This window comes from Corynebacterium sp. (genome assembly GCF_052107835.1).
In the GTDB taxonomy this organism is placed as follows: domain Bacteria; phylum Actinomycetota; class Actinomycetes; order Mycobacteriales; family Mycobacteriaceae; genus Corynebacterium.
Map to the genome: position 1 here is coordinate 1 of NZ_JBQEDF010000045.1, position 17,046 is coordinate 17,046.

13 protein-coding genes are annotated in these 17,046 nt (G+C 66.9%); 5 read left to right on the forward strand and 8 right to left on the reverse strand.

Translation table 11 applies throughout. The features are described 5' to 3' along the window. Positions 1 to 278: 278 nt before the first annotated feature. Positions 279 to 473, reverse strand: a complete 195-nt coding sequence (locus ACTIL2_RS11160; protein WP_442337537.1) for a hypothetical protein — start codon at positions 471 to 473, stop codon at positions 279 to 281. Positions 474 to 525: 52 nt separating this feature from the next. Next, entirely contained in the window at positions 526 to 2,601 is a 2,076-nt protein-coding gene (locus ACTIL2_RS11165) for a M3 family metallopeptidase (protein ID WP_442337538.1), read from the reverse strand. Between the two features lie 148 nt (positions 2,602 to 2,749). Between ACTIL2_RS11165 and ACTIL2_RS11170 the strand changes: the two genes are divergently transcribed. The 5 genes from ACTIL2_RS11170 to ACTIL2_RS11190 are packed head-to-tail and all read left to right on the forward strand — an operon-like array spanning position 2,750 to position 9,310. Next, positions 2,750 to 3,967, forward strand: coding sequence for an oxygenase MpaB family protein (locus tag ACTIL2_RS11170; RefSeq protein WP_442337539.1), 1,218 nt, complete (start codon positions 2,750 to 2,752; stop codon positions 3,965 to 3,967). Between the two features lie 28 nt (positions 3,968 to 3,995). After that, positions 3,996 to 4,676: a TetR/AcrR family transcriptional regulator gene (locus ACTIL2_RS11175; protein WP_442337540.1), complete on the forward strand. Its 681-nt coding sequence runs from the start codon at positions 3,996 to 3,998 to the stop codon at positions 4,674 to 4,676. Then, positions 4,673 to 6,166, forward strand: coding sequence for a carboxylesterase family protein (locus ACTIL2_RS11180; protein WP_442337541.1), 1,494 nt, complete (start codon positions 4,673 to 4,675; stop codon positions 6,164 to 6,166). The genes ACTIL2_RS11175 and ACTIL2_RS11180 overlap by 4 nt, the downstream gene beginning before the upstream one ends. Before the next feature lie 22 nt (positions 6,167 to 6,188). Further along, positions 6,189 to 7,415 (forward strand): MalY/PatB family protein, encoded by a 1,227-nt coding sequence (locus ACTIL2_RS11185; protein ID WP_442337542.1) that lies wholly within the window; start codon positions 6,189 to 6,191, stop codon positions 7,413 to 7,415. Between the two features lie 17 nt (positions 7,416 to 7,432). Next, positions 7,433 to 9,310, forward strand: coding sequence for an ABC transporter ATP-binding protein (locus tag ACTIL2_RS11190; protein ID WP_442337560.1), 1,878 nt, complete (start codon positions 7,433 to 7,435; stop codon positions 9,308 to 9,310). A 122-nt stretch (positions 9,311 to 9,432) separates the two neighbouring features. Here the strand turns inward: ACTIL2_RS11190 and ACTIL2_RS11195 are convergent, their stop codons facing one another. The 6 genes from ACTIL2_RS11195 to ACTIL2_RS11220 all read right to left on the reverse strand — a co-directional run bounded on the left by ACTIL2_RS11195 (position 9,433) and on the right by ACTIL2_RS11220 (position 17,015). Further along, positions 9,433 to 9,642 carry a CsbD family protein gene (locus ACTIL2_RS11195; RefSeq protein WP_442337543.1) on the reverse strand — a complete coding sequence of 70 codons (210 nt, stop codon included), beginning with the start codon at positions 9,640 to 9,642 and terminating at the stop codon, positions 9,433 to 9,435. A gap of 87 nt (positions 9,643 to 9,729) precedes the next feature. Further along, a complete protein-coding gene (locus ACTIL2_RS11200) occupies positions 9,730 to 11,136 on the reverse strand; it encodes an NAD-dependent succinate-semialdehyde dehydrogenase (RefSeq protein ID WP_442337544.1) in 1,407 nt (468 codons plus the stop codon). Between the two features lie 42 nt (positions 11,137 to 11,178). Beyond that, positions 11,179 to 12,777 (reverse strand): catalase, encoded by a 1,599-nt coding sequence (locus tag ACTIL2_RS11205; protein ID WP_442337545.1) that lies wholly within the window; start codon positions 12,775 to 12,777, stop codon positions 11,179 to 11,181. 129 nt (positions 12,778 to 12,906) lie between these two features. Next, entirely contained in the window at positions 12,907 to 13,761 is an 855-nt protein-coding gene (locus ACTIL2_RS11210; RefSeq protein ID WP_442337546.1) for a 3-hydroxybutyryl-CoA dehydrogenase, read from the reverse strand. A gap of 103 nt (positions 13,762 to 13,864) precedes the next feature. Then, positions 13,865 to 15,745 carry a BCCT family transporter gene (locus ACTIL2_RS11215; RefSeq protein WP_442337547.1) on the reverse strand — a complete coding sequence of 627 codons (1,881 nt, stop codon included), beginning with the start codon at positions 15,743 to 15,745 and terminating at the stop codon, positions 13,865 to 13,867. A gap of 448 nt (positions 15,746 to 16,193) precedes the next feature. Beyond that, positions 16,194 to 17,015 (reverse strand): hypothetical protein, encoded by an 822-nt coding sequence (locus tag ACTIL2_RS11220; protein ID WP_442337548.1) that lies wholly within the window; start codon positions 17,013 to 17,015, stop codon positions 16,194 to 16,196. Positions 17,016 to 17,046 lie beyond the last annotated feature (31 nt).

Consider the following 17,046-nt stretch of genomic DNA (forward strand, 5'->3'; position numbering starts at 1 on the left):
TCGCCGATGGTGTACAGCGCCTCCGAGGAGTACTCCTGCATGTCTCTCCAATCACTCGTGTTCCGTTTTTCCACAGCATTCCGCCGACCCCAAGAGACTACGCTGTCACATCGGGGGTCGAACGTGGCACAGAACACTATGATAGATCAATCACTGTAGTGGCAGATACAAAAGCCCGGAATCCGCGGGCGGGAACTACAGGAGGGACGTCACTGCCCAGGCGACGACGAGCAGGATGATCAGCAGGATCAGCGCCTGCCTCACCCTGGAATGGTGCTTCACCGTGGTTCTCCTTCTGCATCCTCCGCGCTGAAAGCGTGCTCCTCCTCGTCCGAGGGTGGAACCGCCCTGGTGACGACCGTGAACAGGATGAACGCGATCCCCAGCGCCACGAGCACCAGGACCGCGAGGACGAGTGGCGTCTGGAACCACACCGGGAGGTCCAGGATCCACTGTTCAATGCCGTCAGTCACAGGCACCGAGCCTACTAGGGGACGCCCTGATCGGGGTATTCCGTGACGCGGGCTACGCGTCCGAACCGGCCAACCCCCGGCGGCGCAGCAGGGGCTCCACGCTGCGCTGCTTGCCGCGGAACATCCAGAAGGCGTCGTCGTACTCGATGGTCGCGCCCCGTGACAGGATCATCCGGCGGAAGCGCTCCCCGGCGAAGCGGACGTCATCGGGGTCCGGCGATGCGACGCCGGCGGCGTCGGTGTCCACGAAGCCCTCGAATCCATCGGCGTCCAGCACCTCCGCCCACAGGTAACTCCAGTAGTCCGCCGAGTAGCCCCCGGCGAAGATGTGGTTGAAGTACGTCGAGGCGTACCGCGGGGCGAGGGCGGTGACATCACCGATCCCCGCCGCTTCCAGTGCCTCCTTCTCGAAGGAGGCGATGTCGGTGACCGCCTCGGCCTCCTCCACACTGAGCCGGTGCCACGCCAGGTCCAGCCACGAGGCCCCCAGGTACTCGGCGGTGGAGAATCCCTGACCCCACTTCGCCTGCTCCTTCACCGCCTCAACCAGCTCCGCCGGCAACGGCTCACCGGTGTCGGCATGCCGGGCGTAATTGGACAGGACCTCCGGCTCCAGGGCCCAGTTCTCGTTGATCTGGCTGGGGAACTCCACGAAGTCGCGCGGCACGTTCGTCCCCGACAGGCTCGGGTACCTCACATCGGACAGCAGCCCGTGCAGACCATGGCCGAACTCGTGGAAGACGGTGGTCACCTCGTCGATGGTGAGCAGCGCCTGCTCACCGGCGGCGGGCTTCGCGATGTTCAGGACGTTGACCACCACCGGCGCCTGGCCGAGCAGGTTGTTCTGTTCGACGAACGCGCTCATCCACGCCCCTCCACGCTTGGTGGGACGGGCGTACATGTCGGTCAGCAGCAGGCCGATGGAGCTCCCGTCAGTGTCGAGCACCTCCCAGACATCCACGTCCGGGTGGTAACCGACCAGGTCCTCCCGAGGGACGACCTTGATACCGTAGAGGCGCGTCGCCGCGTAGAAGGCACCGTCGCGCAGGACGCGGTCCAGCGGGAAGTACTTCCTGATCTCCCCTTCATCGACGCTGAGTTCCTCGGCGCGCAGCTTGGCTGCCCAGTAGGGCCAGTCGGCCTCGGTGAGGTCGCCGGACGCGCCGGAGGTCACGGCCTTGTCCGCGGCACGCTTGTACTCACCGGCCGCGTTCGCCACGGCCGCCGGGGTGACCGTGGACAGCAGTTCGTCCACCGCGGCGACCGTGCCGGCCGTCTCCTCCTCCGCGACGAACTCCGCGTGGTTGGCGTAGCCGAGCAGTTCCGCCCGGCGCGCACGCAGCCGGACGATCTCCAGCACGATGCCGGAGTTCAGATCCTCTCCCCTGCTCCGCGATGCGGCACTGATGCGGGCCCGGGCGTCCGGGTCATCCAGGTCCTCAAGGATCGGCTGGACGCTCGGAAGTCCCAGCCGGACGAGCCAGCCGTCCTGCCCGGATTCCCCGGCGTCCGCCCGGAGCTGCGCCTTCCTCGACTCGCTGAGCCCCGCCAGCGAGTCCTCCTCGGTGAACAGGACGGCGCCGGCCTCGGTGGCGGCGACGAGGTTGCGTCCGAATTTCGTCGACAGCTCCGCCAGTCGGGAATCGATGGTGCGCAGCTCGTCGCGTCCTGCGTCGTCGAGGGCCGCCCCACCGCGGCGGAAGCGGCGCAGCCAGTGCTCCAGCAGCGCGGCCTCCTCGCTGCCCTCGGCCTGCTCGGGGAGGGAGGACACCCGCTCGAACAGCCCCCGGTCCAGGTTGACCTCACTGGTGTGGGCGGAGAGCTCCGGGGCGATGGTCTCCTCGACCCCGATGACGTCGTCGGTGGCGTCGGTACCGGCGTAGTTGAAGGCGATGGCCAGGACGCGTTCCAGGAGCTGTCCACTGGACTCGAGGGCCTCCATGGTGTTCTCCCAGGTGGGTTCCTCCGGGTTGGCGACGATCGCGGCGATCTCCGCCTGGTGGTCGACGACCCCGGTGCGGAAGTCCGGGACGAGGTCCTGTACCCGGATGGACGCGAAGTCGGGGAGCTCGTGGTCCAGGTCGGAGGGCTGCAGCAGGGGGTTGTTCACGGAGGCGTCACCAGTCATGACGACCAGCCTAGTGCCGTGGTCGTCGGCATGTGCGGCGGGGCCTCTACGGCAATCTGTTCATATCGCTACAGAAACCCGAAGTACCCTTGTAGTGTTGTGTATCACAGTGAGAGGTTTCCACGACCGCCCCAAGGAGGCGACCACGATGACGTCGATCTTCACCAACAAGTCCCCCGCGCCCGACTCCGACGCGACCCCTGACGAGCAGAACAAGCAGGAACGCACCGCCGATGCGCGCGTCCCCCTCCCCGAGGGAGCCACGAACGACATGGCACACCGGGCAGACGAAGGATTCTTCGGCCCGGGTTCCATCGCATGGAAGGTGTGGTCCTACCCCACCTCAGCGTTGCAGGGCTTCTTCCGCTCCGTGACCATCGAGCACCTCGACCCCGATCTCGTGGCCGCCGTTGACGACTCCGGTCAGGTCTACAAGCGCACCCCCACCCGTTACGACCGCACCATGGAGTACTTCGCGGCGGTCCTGTTCGCCGACGCGCAGACGGTCACCCGGATGTCAGACATCCTCATGAAGGTTCACGACCGTTCCTACGGGAAGAACCCCGTCACCGGCAACGACTACGAGGCGAACAAGCCGTCCTCGCAGATGTGGATCCTGGTCACCGCCTGGCACTCGATCCTGTACACCTACGAGAAGTTCGGCCCCGGCAAGCTCTCCCGTGACGAGGAGAACGAGTACTGGGAGCAGATGCGCATCGCGGCGTCCTTCCAGCCCATTGATCTTGACGAATTGCCCCGCACCCGTGGCCAGGTCCAGGCCTACCTGGACAGCTGGCGGGAGAAGATCTCCGCCTCCGAAGCCGCAGTCCGCAACGTGGACCACATTCTCGATGGCGCCGAGACCGCCTTCGTGGAGCTGCCTAAGCCCATCCGGTTCATCATCAGGCCGTTCTTCCGCCGGAGCATCATCGCCACCTACCCGCACTGGATGCGCCCGATGCTGGGCCTGAAGCAGTCTGCGGTCACCGACCAGGCGATGTTCGCCCTCTGGAAGCCATTCCTCTATGGATTCCAGAAGTCCCCCGCCATGATCTGCTGGGTCATCAAACGCATCTGCCCGCGGGCGCTGCGCTACATCAAGCCGATCTACTACAAGGTCCCCGCCGACAGCCCGAAGGTGTACACCCCGGAGGTGGCCCGCCGGATGTTCGGCAACCCGCTCACTCCCATGGAGCAGCGCGAGGAACTGTTGAGGAAGCGCCGGGAAGGCGCGGGCCAGGAAGCATACGGCCACAACCACGTCGACGGGATCCTCGAGTTCTCCGACGCGGACGACGAGGAGAAGGCGAAGCAGACCCTGGCCTCAACGGAGAAGCAGACGGACACGGACGCCAAGGCCGGATAGATCGTTTTATTTTGAGTAGGATGTCCCCATGACAGTTCCGGCACAGGTTACCGAGCAGACACCCGAGGCGCCGACTGACGCGCCACCGGCGGCTCGCCGGCGCGCCCGAAACAAGCGGGCCGACGGCGAGCGGTCCCGTCAACGAATCCTGGACGCGGCGACGGCCATCGCGGCCGACCGCGGCTACGACGGAACCAGCATCGCCGAGATCTCCCGGCAGTGCGGTCTGCCAGCCAGTTCCATCTACTGGCACTTCGAGGACAAGGACGACCTGATGTCGCAGGTCATCGAGAAGAGCTACCACGCCTGGAGCGAAGCCTGGGACATCTCACCGGAGGGCGACATCCTGATGCGTCTCCCCCAGATCGCCGAGCAGATCCTCGACGCCCTGGAGAACCACCCGGAGTTCATCCGGCTGTGTCTGCCGCTGGCCCTGCTCAAGCGCAATGACGATCCCCGTCCCCGCCGTCTGTACCTGCAGATGCGCAGCGACATCATCGACCGGCTGTGCGCGGTCGGTGACCTGCACTTCGACTATGTGCCGCAGGCACGCCGCACCGCCATCGTGACCTACATGGTCTCCGGCGTGGAGGGGCTCTTCGTCGACCACGAGATGAACGCGAACTCTGACCTGCGCGAGCAGCTCGAACTCCACGCCCAGGGCGTCATCACGATCATCATGCAGGAAGCCGCGGCGCACTCGAAGTGACCGCCGGCACCCCGACCACCTCGCCTCTGCTGGCCACGCCGTCCGGAACAGTGTCCGGATCCCGGCGGGGTGACGTCGCGGTGTTCCGCGCCGTCCCGGTCGCCGCGCCACACACCAGCGACAGCACCCGGTTCACCGCCCCCCGCCCGGCCCCTGCGTGGGACGGCACGCTGGACTGCAGCGACACCCGGGACCGCTGCACCATGAGGGCCTCCCACACAGCCACGGTCTACGCCCCCGCCGAGCCACCCCGGGATCCGACCCTGCCGGTCATCGTCTGGATCCACGGCGGACGCTACGAGATGGGCCACGGCGACGAGCCCTGGTACGACGGCGGCACGCTGGTCAGGGACGGTTGCGTGGTGGTCTCGGTAAACTACCGCAAACGTTTCGAGGGCTTCCTGCCGCTCGAGGGTGATCCGCCGGAGTCGTTCCGCGGCGTCGACGACCTCATCCACGCCCTGCGGTGGGTCCGGGACACCGTCGGTGCCCTGGGCGGGGACACCTCGAACACCACTGTGGCCGGGCAGTCCGCCGGCGCGGGGTTGATCGCCTGGCTGCTCACCGACGACCGGGCGGCGGACCTCTTCCACCGTGCCGTCATGATGTCGCCCGGCCTGCCGCGCCGCGGCGGGGCAGGCCGGCGGCTCACCGCCCGGCTGGCCCTTCTCGCCCCCGGCGCCCCCACGGCCCCGATCACCCGGGAGTACGTGGGGTCGCTGTCACCGGACCAGCGGCAGCGCGCCTACCGGCGATTCGCGTCGGTGCACTCCACCGACTGCGCTGTCGGCCCGTACCCGCTGGACGTCTCCCGGATGCGCGGCATCCCGGTGATGGTCGGCACCATGCACGATGAATTCGTGAACTTCCCGTTCGTCGTCGACGTCGACCGGGTCCTGCGCACCGTCCTCGGTACGCTGCGCCTGCCGCCGGTCGTTGACGCGTGGCTGCTCGCACCGACCATGGTGGTGCTCGGGGTTCCGCTGCGGACCATTGCACGGTGGTGCCGGTTCGCCGCCGGCACGGCGCCGGTCCGTCCGCTGGGACGCACCGTCGGCGACCGGGTGATCCGCCGCTGGGCCTCGGCCACCGCGGAGGCCCTGAGCAACGCCGGGGCACCCGTCTGGGCCTACGAGTTCATCGGCGGGCGCGACGGGGAACGCGCCGGTGAGCTCGGCCACGAGGCCCAGCACTGCGGCGAACTCCCGCTGCTCTTCGACACGCTCACCGTCGGACGCCGCGACGTGGAGCAGGCCTGCGGGCCGGATGCCGTCCAGCGCCTCGGCGGGCCGGACGGCACGGGTGCACTGTTCCGCCGAGCCGTCCTCGACTTCGCGGCCGGACGGTCCCCCGGCTGGGACCGGTACACCGCCGACGGGCGTACCGCGCGGATCTTCGACATGTCCGGCGAGCACCGCGGCGGGAGCGCCGCCCGGACCGGCAACGACCCGTGGCGTGCGGTCCGGACACTGCTGGGACGGCTGTACTGAGCGGGCGGTTAGAGTGGTCGGCATGGCCCAGAACCCCCTCCTGACTTTCCCCGATCTCGACACCCTGCGCGCCCGGCGCACCATGAAGTGGACGGCCTACGAGCCGGACGTCCTGCCCCTGTGGGTCGCCGAAACCGACTTCGACACCTGCCCCGCGGTCGCCGGGGCCGTGCAGGACGCCGTGGACCGCGAGTACTTCGGCTACCCGGAGCTCGGTACCGGTTCCCTCCAGCTCGCCGAGGCACTGGCGTCCTTCACCTCCGCCCGGCACGGCTGGGAGATCGACCCGGCCTCCGTGATCATCGTCCCGGACGTGGTCAAGGGCATCGTGGTGGCCGTCGACAACCTCACCGCCGCCGGGTCGTCCATCGTCATCCCGCTGCCGGCGTACCCGCCGTTCCAGAAGGTGCCGGCCGCGACCAGGCGTCCCGCGACCTACGTCCCCATGGGCACCGGCGACGACGGGGAGGCGGTGTTCGACCTGGAGGCCCTGGAGAGGGCCTTCACCTCCACCGACAACCCCAACGGGGTCGGCAGCTTCATCCTGTGCAACCCCTTCAACCCGCTGGGCAGGGCCTTCACCGCCCACGAGCTGCGCGACGTCAGTGAGCTCGCCGCCAGGCACAATGTGCGGGTGATCTCCGATGAGATCCACGCCCCGCTGGTGTTCTCCGGTGCCCACGTCCCCACCGTCACCGTGTCGGGGACGGCCGCCGCCAACACCGTGACCGTCACCGCGACGTCGAAGGGGTGGAACACCGCGGGACTCAAGTGCGCGCAAATCATCACGTCCAACAACGAGGACGCCCGGGATCTGGGGCGCCTGTCGAACCTGGTCACCGGCGAAGCCTCCACCATCGGTCTGGCGGCCGCCACCGCGGCGTACACCGACGGTCTGCCCTGGCTCGAGGAGGAGGTCTCCTACCTCGAGGCGAACTGGCGCCACCTGGAGACCCGGCTGCCGGAGGTGCTCCCCGGCATCCGCCTGCCCCGGGAGGAGGCGACGTTCCTCGCGTGGCTCGACGTGTCGGGGGTCGACCGGCTGCGCGGGGAGGACGGGACGGTCTCCGCGCCGGCGAAGCGTCTGCGCACGTACGCCCGCGTCGGATTCAACGAGGGCACCGACTTCGGGCCCACCGGTGCCGGGCACGTCCGGCTGAACTTCGGGACGTCCCGCGCGATCCTGGACGAGGCACTGGACCGCATCGCGGACGCCGACCTGCATGAGGGAGCCGCGTGCGAAGCCTGACCCGCATCGTCCGTTCCATGCAGGAGCTGTGGCCCTACTACGTGATGGTCATCCTCACGGCCACGGTCACCGTCCTGCTGACGATGGCCTCCCCGTTCCTGATCAGGCACGCCACCGACACCATCGTCGACGTCTTCGAGGGTGGCACCACCGTGGACTCCGCCACGACCATCGTGATCGGCGTGGCACTCGGCCTGCTGGCCGCGGAGCTCACGCACACCGTGGTCCACAACATCGGCGGCTGGTTCGGCGACGTCATGGCCATGCGTATGCGGCAGATCCTGTCGAACCGCTACTTCGCCAAACTGCTCGCCCTGCCGCAGAGCTACTTCGACCGGCAGGTCACCGGTACGATCATCTCGCGGCTGGACCGCTCGATCATGGGGCTCACCGAGTTCCTCAAGGCCTTCGCCAACAGCTTCTTCTCCATGATCCTCACCGTGCTCCTGGTGCTGGGCATCTCCGCCTGGTACTACTGGCCCCTCGCGCTGCTGCTGGTGGTCATTTTCCCGATGTACCTGTGGCTCACCGCACTGACCAGCAAGCGGTGGATGCGGTGGGAGAAGACGAAGAACGACCACATCGACGCCGCGCAGGGCCGCTTCGCCGAGGTCGTGGGCCAGGTGAAGGTCGTGAAGTCCTTCGTCTCCGAGCTGCGCGAACTACGGCTGTTCCAGTCGCACTTCGACGAGACCGTGGGCCTGACCAAGGACCAGTCGCGGTGGTGGCACATGATGGACATCTTCCGCATGGCGGGGATGAACCTGGTGTTCTTCGCCATCTACGTGGTGCTGTTCCTGCAGACGCTCAACGGCAACTTCACCCTCGGCGACATGGTGCTGCTGGTGCAGCTCGTGGCGATGGCGAAGCAGCCGGCGACGATGATGAGCTGGATGGTGGACTCCGCGCAGCGCGCCGCGGCCGGCTCACGCGAGTACTTCGAGGCGATGGATGAGCTGGAGGAGCAGACCGTATCCCCGGTGCTGCTGTCCGCGTCCCGCGAGTACGGCCCCTCGCTGGTGCCGGAGCAGGACGTGATCGATGCCGTACCTGCCCCACCCGAGCCGGTGACGGGGACCGCTGTCTTCGAGTTCGCTGACGTGACCTTCGGTTACGACCCCGACGACCCGGTGATCCACAACGTGAGCCTGTCCGCGGGCTACAACGAGAAGGTCGCCCTGGTCGGCGAGTCCGGCGGCGGCAAGTCCACCCTGGTCAACCTACTGCTGGGCCTGTACCGGCCGACGGGGGGCCACCTCAGGATCTGCGGCCACGACATCCGCGACCTGTCCGCCGCCCAGCTGCGGGGCATGGTCGGTGTGGTGTTCCAGGACGCCGCCCTGTTCTCCGGGACGATCCGGGAGAACATCGCCTACGGCCGTCCCGACGCGTCGGACGCCCGGATCGTGGAGGTCGCGCAGCGCGCCAACGCCGACGGGTTCATCCGTGCCTTCCCCCACGGCTACGACACACTGATCGGCGAACGCGGACTGCGGCTGTCCGGTGGCCAGAAGCAGCGCATCGCGGTGGCCCGGGCAATGCTGAAGGACGCCCCGATCCTGGTGCTGGACGAGGCGACCTCCGCCCTGGACACCCGCGCGGAGCGTGCGGTGCAGGCCGGGCTGGAGGAGTTGATGGTGGGGCGCACCACGCTGGTCATCGCCCACCGGCTGTCCACCATCGCCACGGTGGACACCATCGTGACCCTGGATTCCGGACGTGTCGACGAGGTCGGCAGTCCGGCCGAGCTGGCGGTCAGCGGCGGTATCTACGCCGAGCTGCTGCAGTTGACGGCGAGCTCGTCGGCGGAGGACCGCGCCCGGCTGCGGAGCTTCGGCTTCCACGACGGTGCCGCCGACGGGGAGACGGACGCGGAGGGCCCGGCCGGGTACTAGCCCCCCACGAAACCGGGCGCTGATCCACCCCAAGTCAGCACATAGGTGCGGGAGGTCGGTTCACTGATGTGGAACCGACCTCCCGCGCCTGTCTGCGGACAGCGGCAGCGCTTGCCGCGCTGCTACTTGTCCTTGAACTTGCCGATGACCTCGTTGGCCTTGTCGGTCACCTGGTCCTTGGCGTCCTCGAACTTCTGCTTCGCGTCGGACTTGACCTGGTCAGCCTTACCCTCGTTCTTGAGGTTGTCGTTGTCGGCCGCGTCTCCCGCGGCCTCCTTGGCCTGACCGGCCGCGTCCTCCGCCTTGTTCTTGATGTCATCAAAGTCTGCCATGGGGCGCTCCTTCACTGTCGGTGACGTGCGTACTAACCCGACGATACTGAATTACCGGTGGTGGTGCAGAAATTCCGCTCGGTACCTCTAGAAAGCCGGCGAGAGACCGGCGTCCGACTGGTCACTGACCCGGAAGAGGTGGTCGTTGCAGAACTCCCCGACGCCCCATTCGGCCAGCTCCCGGCCGTAGCCCGACCTGCCGACGCCGCCGAACGGCAGCCCGGCGCCGGTGACGGACGCCTCGTTGACGAAGGTCATCCCGTCGGTGAGGCGGGAGGCGACCTTCTCGGCCTCCGCGACATCGGCGCCCCACACCGACCCGGCGAGTCCGTAGTCGGAGTGGTTGGCGATCTCCACCGCCTCGTCCGTGTCCTTCGCGGAGTAGACGATCGCGACGGGACCGAAGACCTCGTTGCAGCCGACGTCGGCCCGCGGGTCGACATCGGTGAGCAGTGCAGGCTGCATGTAGGCACCGTCGGTGTCGATGCTGCCGCCACCGACACGCACGTTCGCCTCACCGGACTCCGCCGCATCGGCGAGCCGCTGGACGATCTCGTCACGTGCACCGATGGAGGACAGGGGCCCCACGTCGGCCTCCGGATCGTCGAAGGCCCCGACCGTCAGGTCGGAGATGCGCTTCTCGAGACCGTCGACGACCCGGTCGTAGAAGTCATCCAGCACAATCAGCCGCTTCGGTGCGTTGCAGGCCTGACCGGTGTTGTACATCCGGATCTTCACGAACTGGTCGAGGACCCAGTCGAGGTTGGTGTCGTCGATGACGACGAACGGGTCATTGCCGCCGAGCTCCAGCAGCGACTTCTTGTAGTTCTCGCCGGCGGTCTTCGCCACGGCCGCCCCGGCGGATTCCGAACCGGTCAGCGATACCCCGGCGATCCTCGGGTCGGCGACGAAGGCGTCCATCTGCGAGCCGGAGGCGTAGATGTTCTGGAACACCCCGTCCGGCAGTCCCGCCTCCTCCAGGAGGTCCTGGCAGGCCTGGGAGGACAACGGGCAGATCGAGGCGTGCTTCAGGACCAGGGAGTTGCCGAGCAGCAGGTTCGGCGCTGCCCAACGGGCCACCTGGTAGTAGGGGAAGTTCCAGGGCATGATGCCCAGCAGCGGGCCGACCGGGTCCTTGCGGACGTAGGTGTGCGACGCCCCCTGGGCGGCGAGCTCGCGGTCGGCGAGCAGCTCGTGGGCATGCTCACCGTAGTAACGGTAGATGTCGGCGACGATGCCGATCTCCGCCTTCGCCCAGGACGTCAGCTTGCCCATTTCACGGCCGATGTGCTCGGCGAGCTCGTCGATGCGCTCCTCGTAGAGTTCGGCGGTCCTGGTCAGGACCGCCGCGCGGGCGTCGACGGACGTGGACCGCCAGTTGGTGTAGGCGGCGGTGGCACGGTCCAGGATGGTGTCCCGGTCACTGTCATTGATGCGGTTGAAGGTCTGTTCTTCTTCTCCGGTGGATGGATTGCTCAATGCGAATGTGCTCATACATCCAGTCGTAACCGCTCCCCCCACGGTTACGCCACCTTCTCACCCCTTCAGCGAGAAATAGATCTCCTTCACCCGGTCACGGAGGTTCCCGTCCACCCGGCCCCAGTAGACCCAGCACTGGCCCTCGACCTGCTCGGACACGCCCTGCATGGCGCGGGCGATATTGCCGGCGAGGCGTTCCCGGGCGGCATCGTCCAGGACGTCGCGGACGAGGCTCCCGGGTTGCGCGAAGTCGTCGTCCTCCGGGTGCCGGACGTAGGCCCCGCGGGTCAGGTCGCCGCCGTAGTTGTCGTCGAACAGTCCCAGTTCGTCGGCCACTCCGGTCGCAGATTCCTGGCCGCGTCCGAAACCGTAGGTTGACTCCCCCGGAGCCACACCCTTCTCCACGGCACCGCTGCCGTCGTCGACGTCCGCGGTGCCCTCCGCCCGGTCGTACCGGTTCGGCGAGTACATGGGGGTGCCGTCCGGCGGGAACTGGTGGGTCGAGGCACCGTCCTTCATGGTGTAGGTGTTCTGCTCGACCACGGGGCTGTTCACGGGGATCTGGGGGTAGTTGATCCCCAGCCGGTAGCGCTGGGTGTCGGCGTAGGCGAACGCGCGGGCCATGAGCATCTTGTCCGGGGAGTACCCCACTCCGGGGACCAGGTTCGACGGGGCGAACGCCGCCTGCTCGACCTGCGCGAAGAAGTTCTGCGGATTCCGGTTGAGCGTGAAGTGCCCGACGGGGATCAGCGGGTAGTCCTTCTGCGACCAGGTCTTCGTCAGGTCGAAGGGGTTGAAGCGGTAGTTTTCGGCGTCCTGCAGCGGCATGATCTGCACCTTGACGTCCCAGACGGGGAAGTCACCGCGCTCGATCGCGTCGTGGAGGTCGGCACGCGAATGGTCGAAGTCGCCCGAGCCGACGAGCTGGCCAGCCTCCTCGTCGGTGAAGAAGTCCCAGCCCTGCCGGGTCTTGAAGTGGTACTTCACCCAGAAACGTTCGCCGGACGCGTTGATCCACTGGTAGGTGTGCGAACTGAACCCGTCCATGTGGCGGAAGTCCTTCGGGATGCCGCGGTCCCCCATCAGGTAGGTCACCTGGTGGGCGGACTCCGGGCTGCGGGTCCAGAAGTCCCACTGCATGTCCGCGCTGCGCAGCCCGTTGGTCAGCCGTTTCTGGGATCGGATGAAATCCGGGAACTTCATCCCGTCGCGCACGAAGAACACCGGGGTGTTGTTGCCGACGAGGTCGTAGTTGCCGTCCTGCGTGTAGAATTTCAGCGAGAATCCACGCACGTCACGGACGGTATCCGGGAAGCCCTGCTCCCCGGCGACGGTGGAGAACCGGGCGAGCATGGGCGTGACCCGGCCGGGCTGCAGCAGATCGGCTTTGGTGTACTGCGAGACGTCCTCGGTGATGGTCAGTTCACCGAAGGCTCCGGAGCCCTTGGCGTGCACGTTGCGCTCCGGGATGCGCTCCCGGTTGAAGTGCGCGTGCTTCTCCACGAGGTGGACGTCGGTGAGCGCGAGCGGGCCCTGCTCCCCCACAGTCACGGAATGCTCCTCGGTGGTCACCGGGGAGCCGTTGAAGTTCGTTGAGTGCCCGGCGTAGGGGCACACGCCGCGGTCGGCGATGTCGTCGCTGGAGTAGTCAGTCATGATCGTCCTCCTGATGGTGCGTTGTGGTCGCGGGAGCTGGGTCCGGTGTGTGACGGTTGTCAGCCGTCCCGGGACCCATTGACCCGCGCCACCCACCGTAGCTGTCAGGGGGCGGTCACGTCTGCGGTGCTAGCTGTAGTCGTAGAAGCCCTTCCCGGACTTGCGTCCCAGGTGGCCCGCCTGCACCATACGGCGCAGCAGCGGCGGGCATGCGTAGGACGGGTCGCCGAACTCCTCGTGCATGACGTCGGCGATGAAGGCGCAGGTGTCCAGGCCGACCATGTCCGCCAGGGTCAGCGGGCCCATCGGGTGGGACGCACCGAGCTTCATGCCGGTGTCGATGTCCTCCTTGGTGGCCACGCCCTGCTCCACCATGCGCACGGCGGAGAGCAGGTAGGGCACCAGCAGGAAGTTCACGATGAAGCCGGAGCGGTCCTTGGCCTGGATCGCGGTCTTCCCCAGTACCTCGGTGGCGTAGGTCCTCGCGGTTTCCACGGTGGCGTCGTCGGTGGTCAGGGCCGGGATGACCTCGACCAGCGGCAGAACGGGCACGGGGTTGAAGAAGTGCAGGCCGATGATGCGGCCGGGGTTCTCCGTGGCCGAGGCGATCGCCTGGATCGGCAGGGAGGACGTGTTGGAGCACAGCGGGGCGGTCTTGTCCTCGACCACGGCGTCGAGCTTGGAGAACACGTCCTTCTTGATCTCCTCGTTCTCGATGATCGCCTCCATGACCAGTTCACGGTCGGCGAAGCCGGCGAGGTCGGTGGTGAAGGTCAGCCGGGCCAGTGCCGCGTCCCGGTCCTCCCCGGAGAGCTTGCCGCGGTCGACGGCCTTGGTGAGGGACTTCTCGATCTTCGACTTCCCGAAATCGAGTGCCTCCTGCTTGGCCTCCCAGACCAGGACATCACTGCCGGACTTCGCGGCGACCTCGGCGATGCCGCCGCCCATCTGACCTGCTCCGATAACGCCTACGCGCTGAACCATCATGTTCTCCTTCACGCTCATGTTCTCTGCGATTGCTTATATCCCTATAGTGTAACCGGGATCACGCTCCGACCTGAACGATACCCGGCCCCCTTCCGCACGGTCACTCCTTGTTCCCACCGTTGCCGTTGGTGTCGGGGAGGGAATCCAGGTCAAGATCCTCGAAGGCGTCCCAGTGCTCGGCCTCGGTGTCCCCGACGTCCCCGACCACCCCGATGTCGCCGGCGACGATGATGTTGCCGGGCACGATGAAGTTGCCGTTCTCGTCATAGGACGCCCGCGGGAGTGCATTGCCGTCCTCGTCGTAGCCCGGTGCAGGCCTGCGTTCGTTCTCCTCCAGTGCCTCCGGGGTGTCGGCCTTGTCCCACTGGCGGGTGACAGGTTCCTGACCTGCACGGTAGTCGTTGCGCATCCCTATCAGGATCGAGTACATCATCACGAAGAACATGAGGAAGAACGGCAGGGCGATAATGATCGCGACCTCCTGGAGCGCCTCGATGCCGGCGTCCGGCGACATCACAAGGATCGCGGCTGCCACCGCCCCGATGGACACCGCCCACAGGACACGCTGCCAGGTCGGCGTCACGTTCTCCTCGCCGACCACGAACGTGTCGGTCACCAGCGCCGCGGAGTCGATGGATGTCACGAAGAAGATCCCCACCACGATCAGCGCGAAGGCACTGACGATGGTTGTCCATGGCAGGGTCTCCAGCAGGATGAACAGCGACGCCGCCGCGTCCCCGTCCTCCACCACGGGCCCCGACATACTGCCGGGGTCCTCACGCTCGGCATTCAGCCCGGCGAAGCCGAAGACGGAGAACCAGATCAGGATGAACAGTGCGGGCAGGGCCAGCACGCCGCCGACGAACTCACGGACCGTACGCCCCTTGGAGATGCGGGCCAGGAACATGCCCATGAACGGCGACCAGCAGATGGTCCACGCCCAGTAGAACACGGTCCAGGTACCCTGCCAGCCCTCGGTCGTGATCTCGTCGGCGTCGGACCAGAACATCAGCTTCGGCAGCCAATCAGCGTACAGGGACGCGGTGTCCAGGGTGCCCCGCAGGAGCAGCAGCGTCGGCCCGGCAATGAGCACGAAGACCATCAGCAGCGACGCCATGACGATGTTGATGTTGGACAGTCGCTTGATGCCCTTGTCCAGGCCCGCTGCGACCGACCAGGACCCCGCAGCGACGATCACGGCGATGATGCCGATCAGCAGCAGTGTGGAGCCGTCGATACCGAACACCGTCCCCATACCCGACTGGATCTGCAGCGCACCGAGCCCGAAGGAGACGGCGATACCGAAGACGGTGCCGATGATGGCCAGGGCATCGATGAGCTTGCCGGGCCACGAGTAGATCGCGCCGCCGAGGATCGGGGCGAAGGCCGATGACAGCCGCGGCGGCAGGTTGCGCTTGTAGATGAAGTAGCCCAGCGCCAGGCCGGGCAGGGCGAACAGCACCCACATGTGGATGCCGAAGTGGTACATGGTGAAGCCCATGGCCTGGTCGACCGCTTCGTGGGACATCGGCTCGGCGTCCTGCATGGGGACATTCACCGCATGGTTCATGGGCTCGGCGACACCCCAGAACATCAGCACGCTGCCCAGACCACCGGCGAACAGCATGGCGAACCAGCTCCCCAGGGAGTACTCGGGCTTCTTGCCGTCCGGGCCGAGCCGGAGGCGCCCGAAACGGCTCACCGCCAGGACAACCATGAAGATCAGGGAGACCGTGACGCCACCGATGTACAGCCAGTTGAGGTTGGTCATCAACCAGTCGGCGACGGTACCGAATGCGTCGCGGGCGCTCGCGCCGAAGATGATGCACACCGCGACGAAGACCACGATGAAGCCCGCGGACACCCAGAGGATGAGCGGATCAGGTCCACGCTTCTTCACCTCCCCACCGGAGTCATCGCCGGTTTCCGTGGGCGATGCCGTCTGCGCAGCCGTGGTTGGGTTGTCGGGCGAGGAAGTCACATCGAATCCGGTTCCTCCGGGACAACGACGACCGGCACCGTCGACCGGTGCCGGCTGCCGTCAACCAGGATGATTGAGGCCAGGTGGACAACAGGTCATCGAGTGTACATCGTTCACTCAGCGTTCTCCCACCGAATCCGAATCTTCGGCGGCTCCGGCCCACCGCACACAGTTGACCCCCGGCTCCTGACGAACCGGGGGTCAGCTGCTGACGTTTCAAGAGGAGAATGCTCAGCTGCCGTATACGGGGATTCCTTTTGCGACGCTTGTCTGTGCCTATCACCTCACCACCGGGGAACCGGGACACCGTGACGAGCGCTGTCTGTTGCGGTGGCGATGACTTCAATCTACGACCGGGTTGTTGGAGTTCCCTGGTAGTGGACTGGAACGTTCGTCAGAGGTCGTTCAGGACGTCCTGCAGGTCGCGGGAAGTGACCCCGCCGAGGGGTCAGGCACCCACGAGCGGCAGGTGCTCCCTGGTCCCGTCGAAGGTGTTGAACAGCACCGGGGTGCCGTTGGAGAGGGCACCGACCACGTGACGCTTCCCGTCGCGTCCGGCCACGTGCAGCGGGCTGCCGGAGTCACCGGAGATCGCCGGAATCAACGCGGTGACCTCCTGGGACCCGGAATTCACCGCCAGAATCGGGCCACAGGTGCGGCCGCTCATCGTCCCGTCCTTGCAGGCGATCCGGCCGACCAGGTTCTGGGTCACCGGCACCGGCTCACCGAGCGGCTGGGACTGACCGCGCAGGAAGTCGTCCACCACCGGGACCCCGATGGACGAGGTGCTGGAGATCGACCCCGTGTCCGGGGCAACTGTGTCGTCCAGCCGGAACCAGCCGAAGTCGTCCAGGCTCTCGAACGGATCGAAGGGTGACCCGGTGCCACCCCGTACGACACCACCGGCCGCGATGTCCTCGCCGTCGGCGAGCAGCTGCCCGCCCATGTTCTCCACCTTCACCGGAAGACCGCCGAGCTCCTCCGGGTTCAGGCAGTGACCGGCGGTGATGCCGTAGAAGGCACCGTTCTGCTCGGTGACGGAGTTCAGTGTGCACCCGCCCTGGTCGCCGTTGTCCGAGGTGATGATGATCCCGTCGCCGGCGTGGGTGGAGGTCGCCGCCCCCGCCATGGCCGGGCTCGCCACGGCCGCACCTGTGACCAGGGTGACCGCCAACGCACCGGCGGAACAGACTCGGGCAAGTGACTTACGGAGCATGGAGGAATCCAATCCGGCGGTGGTCGCCTGTGGTGCGGTGGTGCAGAGGTACATGGTGCAGTGTAGCCGTCGCGCCAGGACCGGG

Excerpts from the sequence above, each read along its gene's own strand:
- ACTIL2_RS11165 (WP_442337538.1), bottom strand. The coding sequence starts at position 2,601 with ATGACTGGTGACGCCTCCGTGAACAACCCCCTGCTGCAGCCCTCCGAC.
- ACTIL2_RS11170 (WP_442337539.1), top strand. The coding sequence starts at position 2,750 with ATGACGTCGATCTTCACCAACAAGTCCCCCGCGCCCGACTCCGACGCG.
- ACTIL2_RS11175 (WP_442337540.1), top strand. The coding sequence starts at position 3,996 with ATGACAGTTCCGGCACAGGTTACCGAGCAGACACCCGAGGCGCCGACT.
- ACTIL2_RS11185 (WP_442337542.1), top strand. The coding sequence starts at position 6,189 with ATGGCCCAGAACCCCCTCCTGACTTTCCCCGATCTCGACACCCTGCGC.
- ACTIL2_RS11190 (WP_442337560.1), top strand. The coding sequence starts at position 7,433 with ATGCAGGAGCTGTGGCCCTACTACGTGATGGTCATCCTCACGGCCACG.
- ACTIL2_RS11195 (WP_442337543.1), bottom strand. The coding sequence starts at position 9,642 with ATGGCAGACTTTGATGACATCAAGAACAAGGCGGAGGACGCGGCCGGT.
- ACTIL2_RS11200 (WP_442337544.1), bottom strand. The coding sequence starts at position 11,136 with ATGAGCACATTCGCATTGAGCAATCCATCCACCGGAGAAGAAGAACAG.
- ACTIL2_RS11205 (WP_442337545.1), bottom strand. The coding sequence starts at position 12,777 with ATGACTGACTACTCCAGCGACGACATCGCCGACCGCGGCGTGTGCCCC.
- ACTIL2_RS11210 (WP_442337546.1), bottom strand. The coding sequence starts at position 13,761 with ATGGTTCAGCGCGTAGGCGTTATCGGAGCAGGTCAGATGGGCGGCGGC.
- ACTIL2_RS11220 (WP_442337548.1), bottom strand. The coding sequence starts at position 17,015 with ATGTACCTCTGCACCACCGCACCACAGGCGACCACCGCCGGATTGGAT.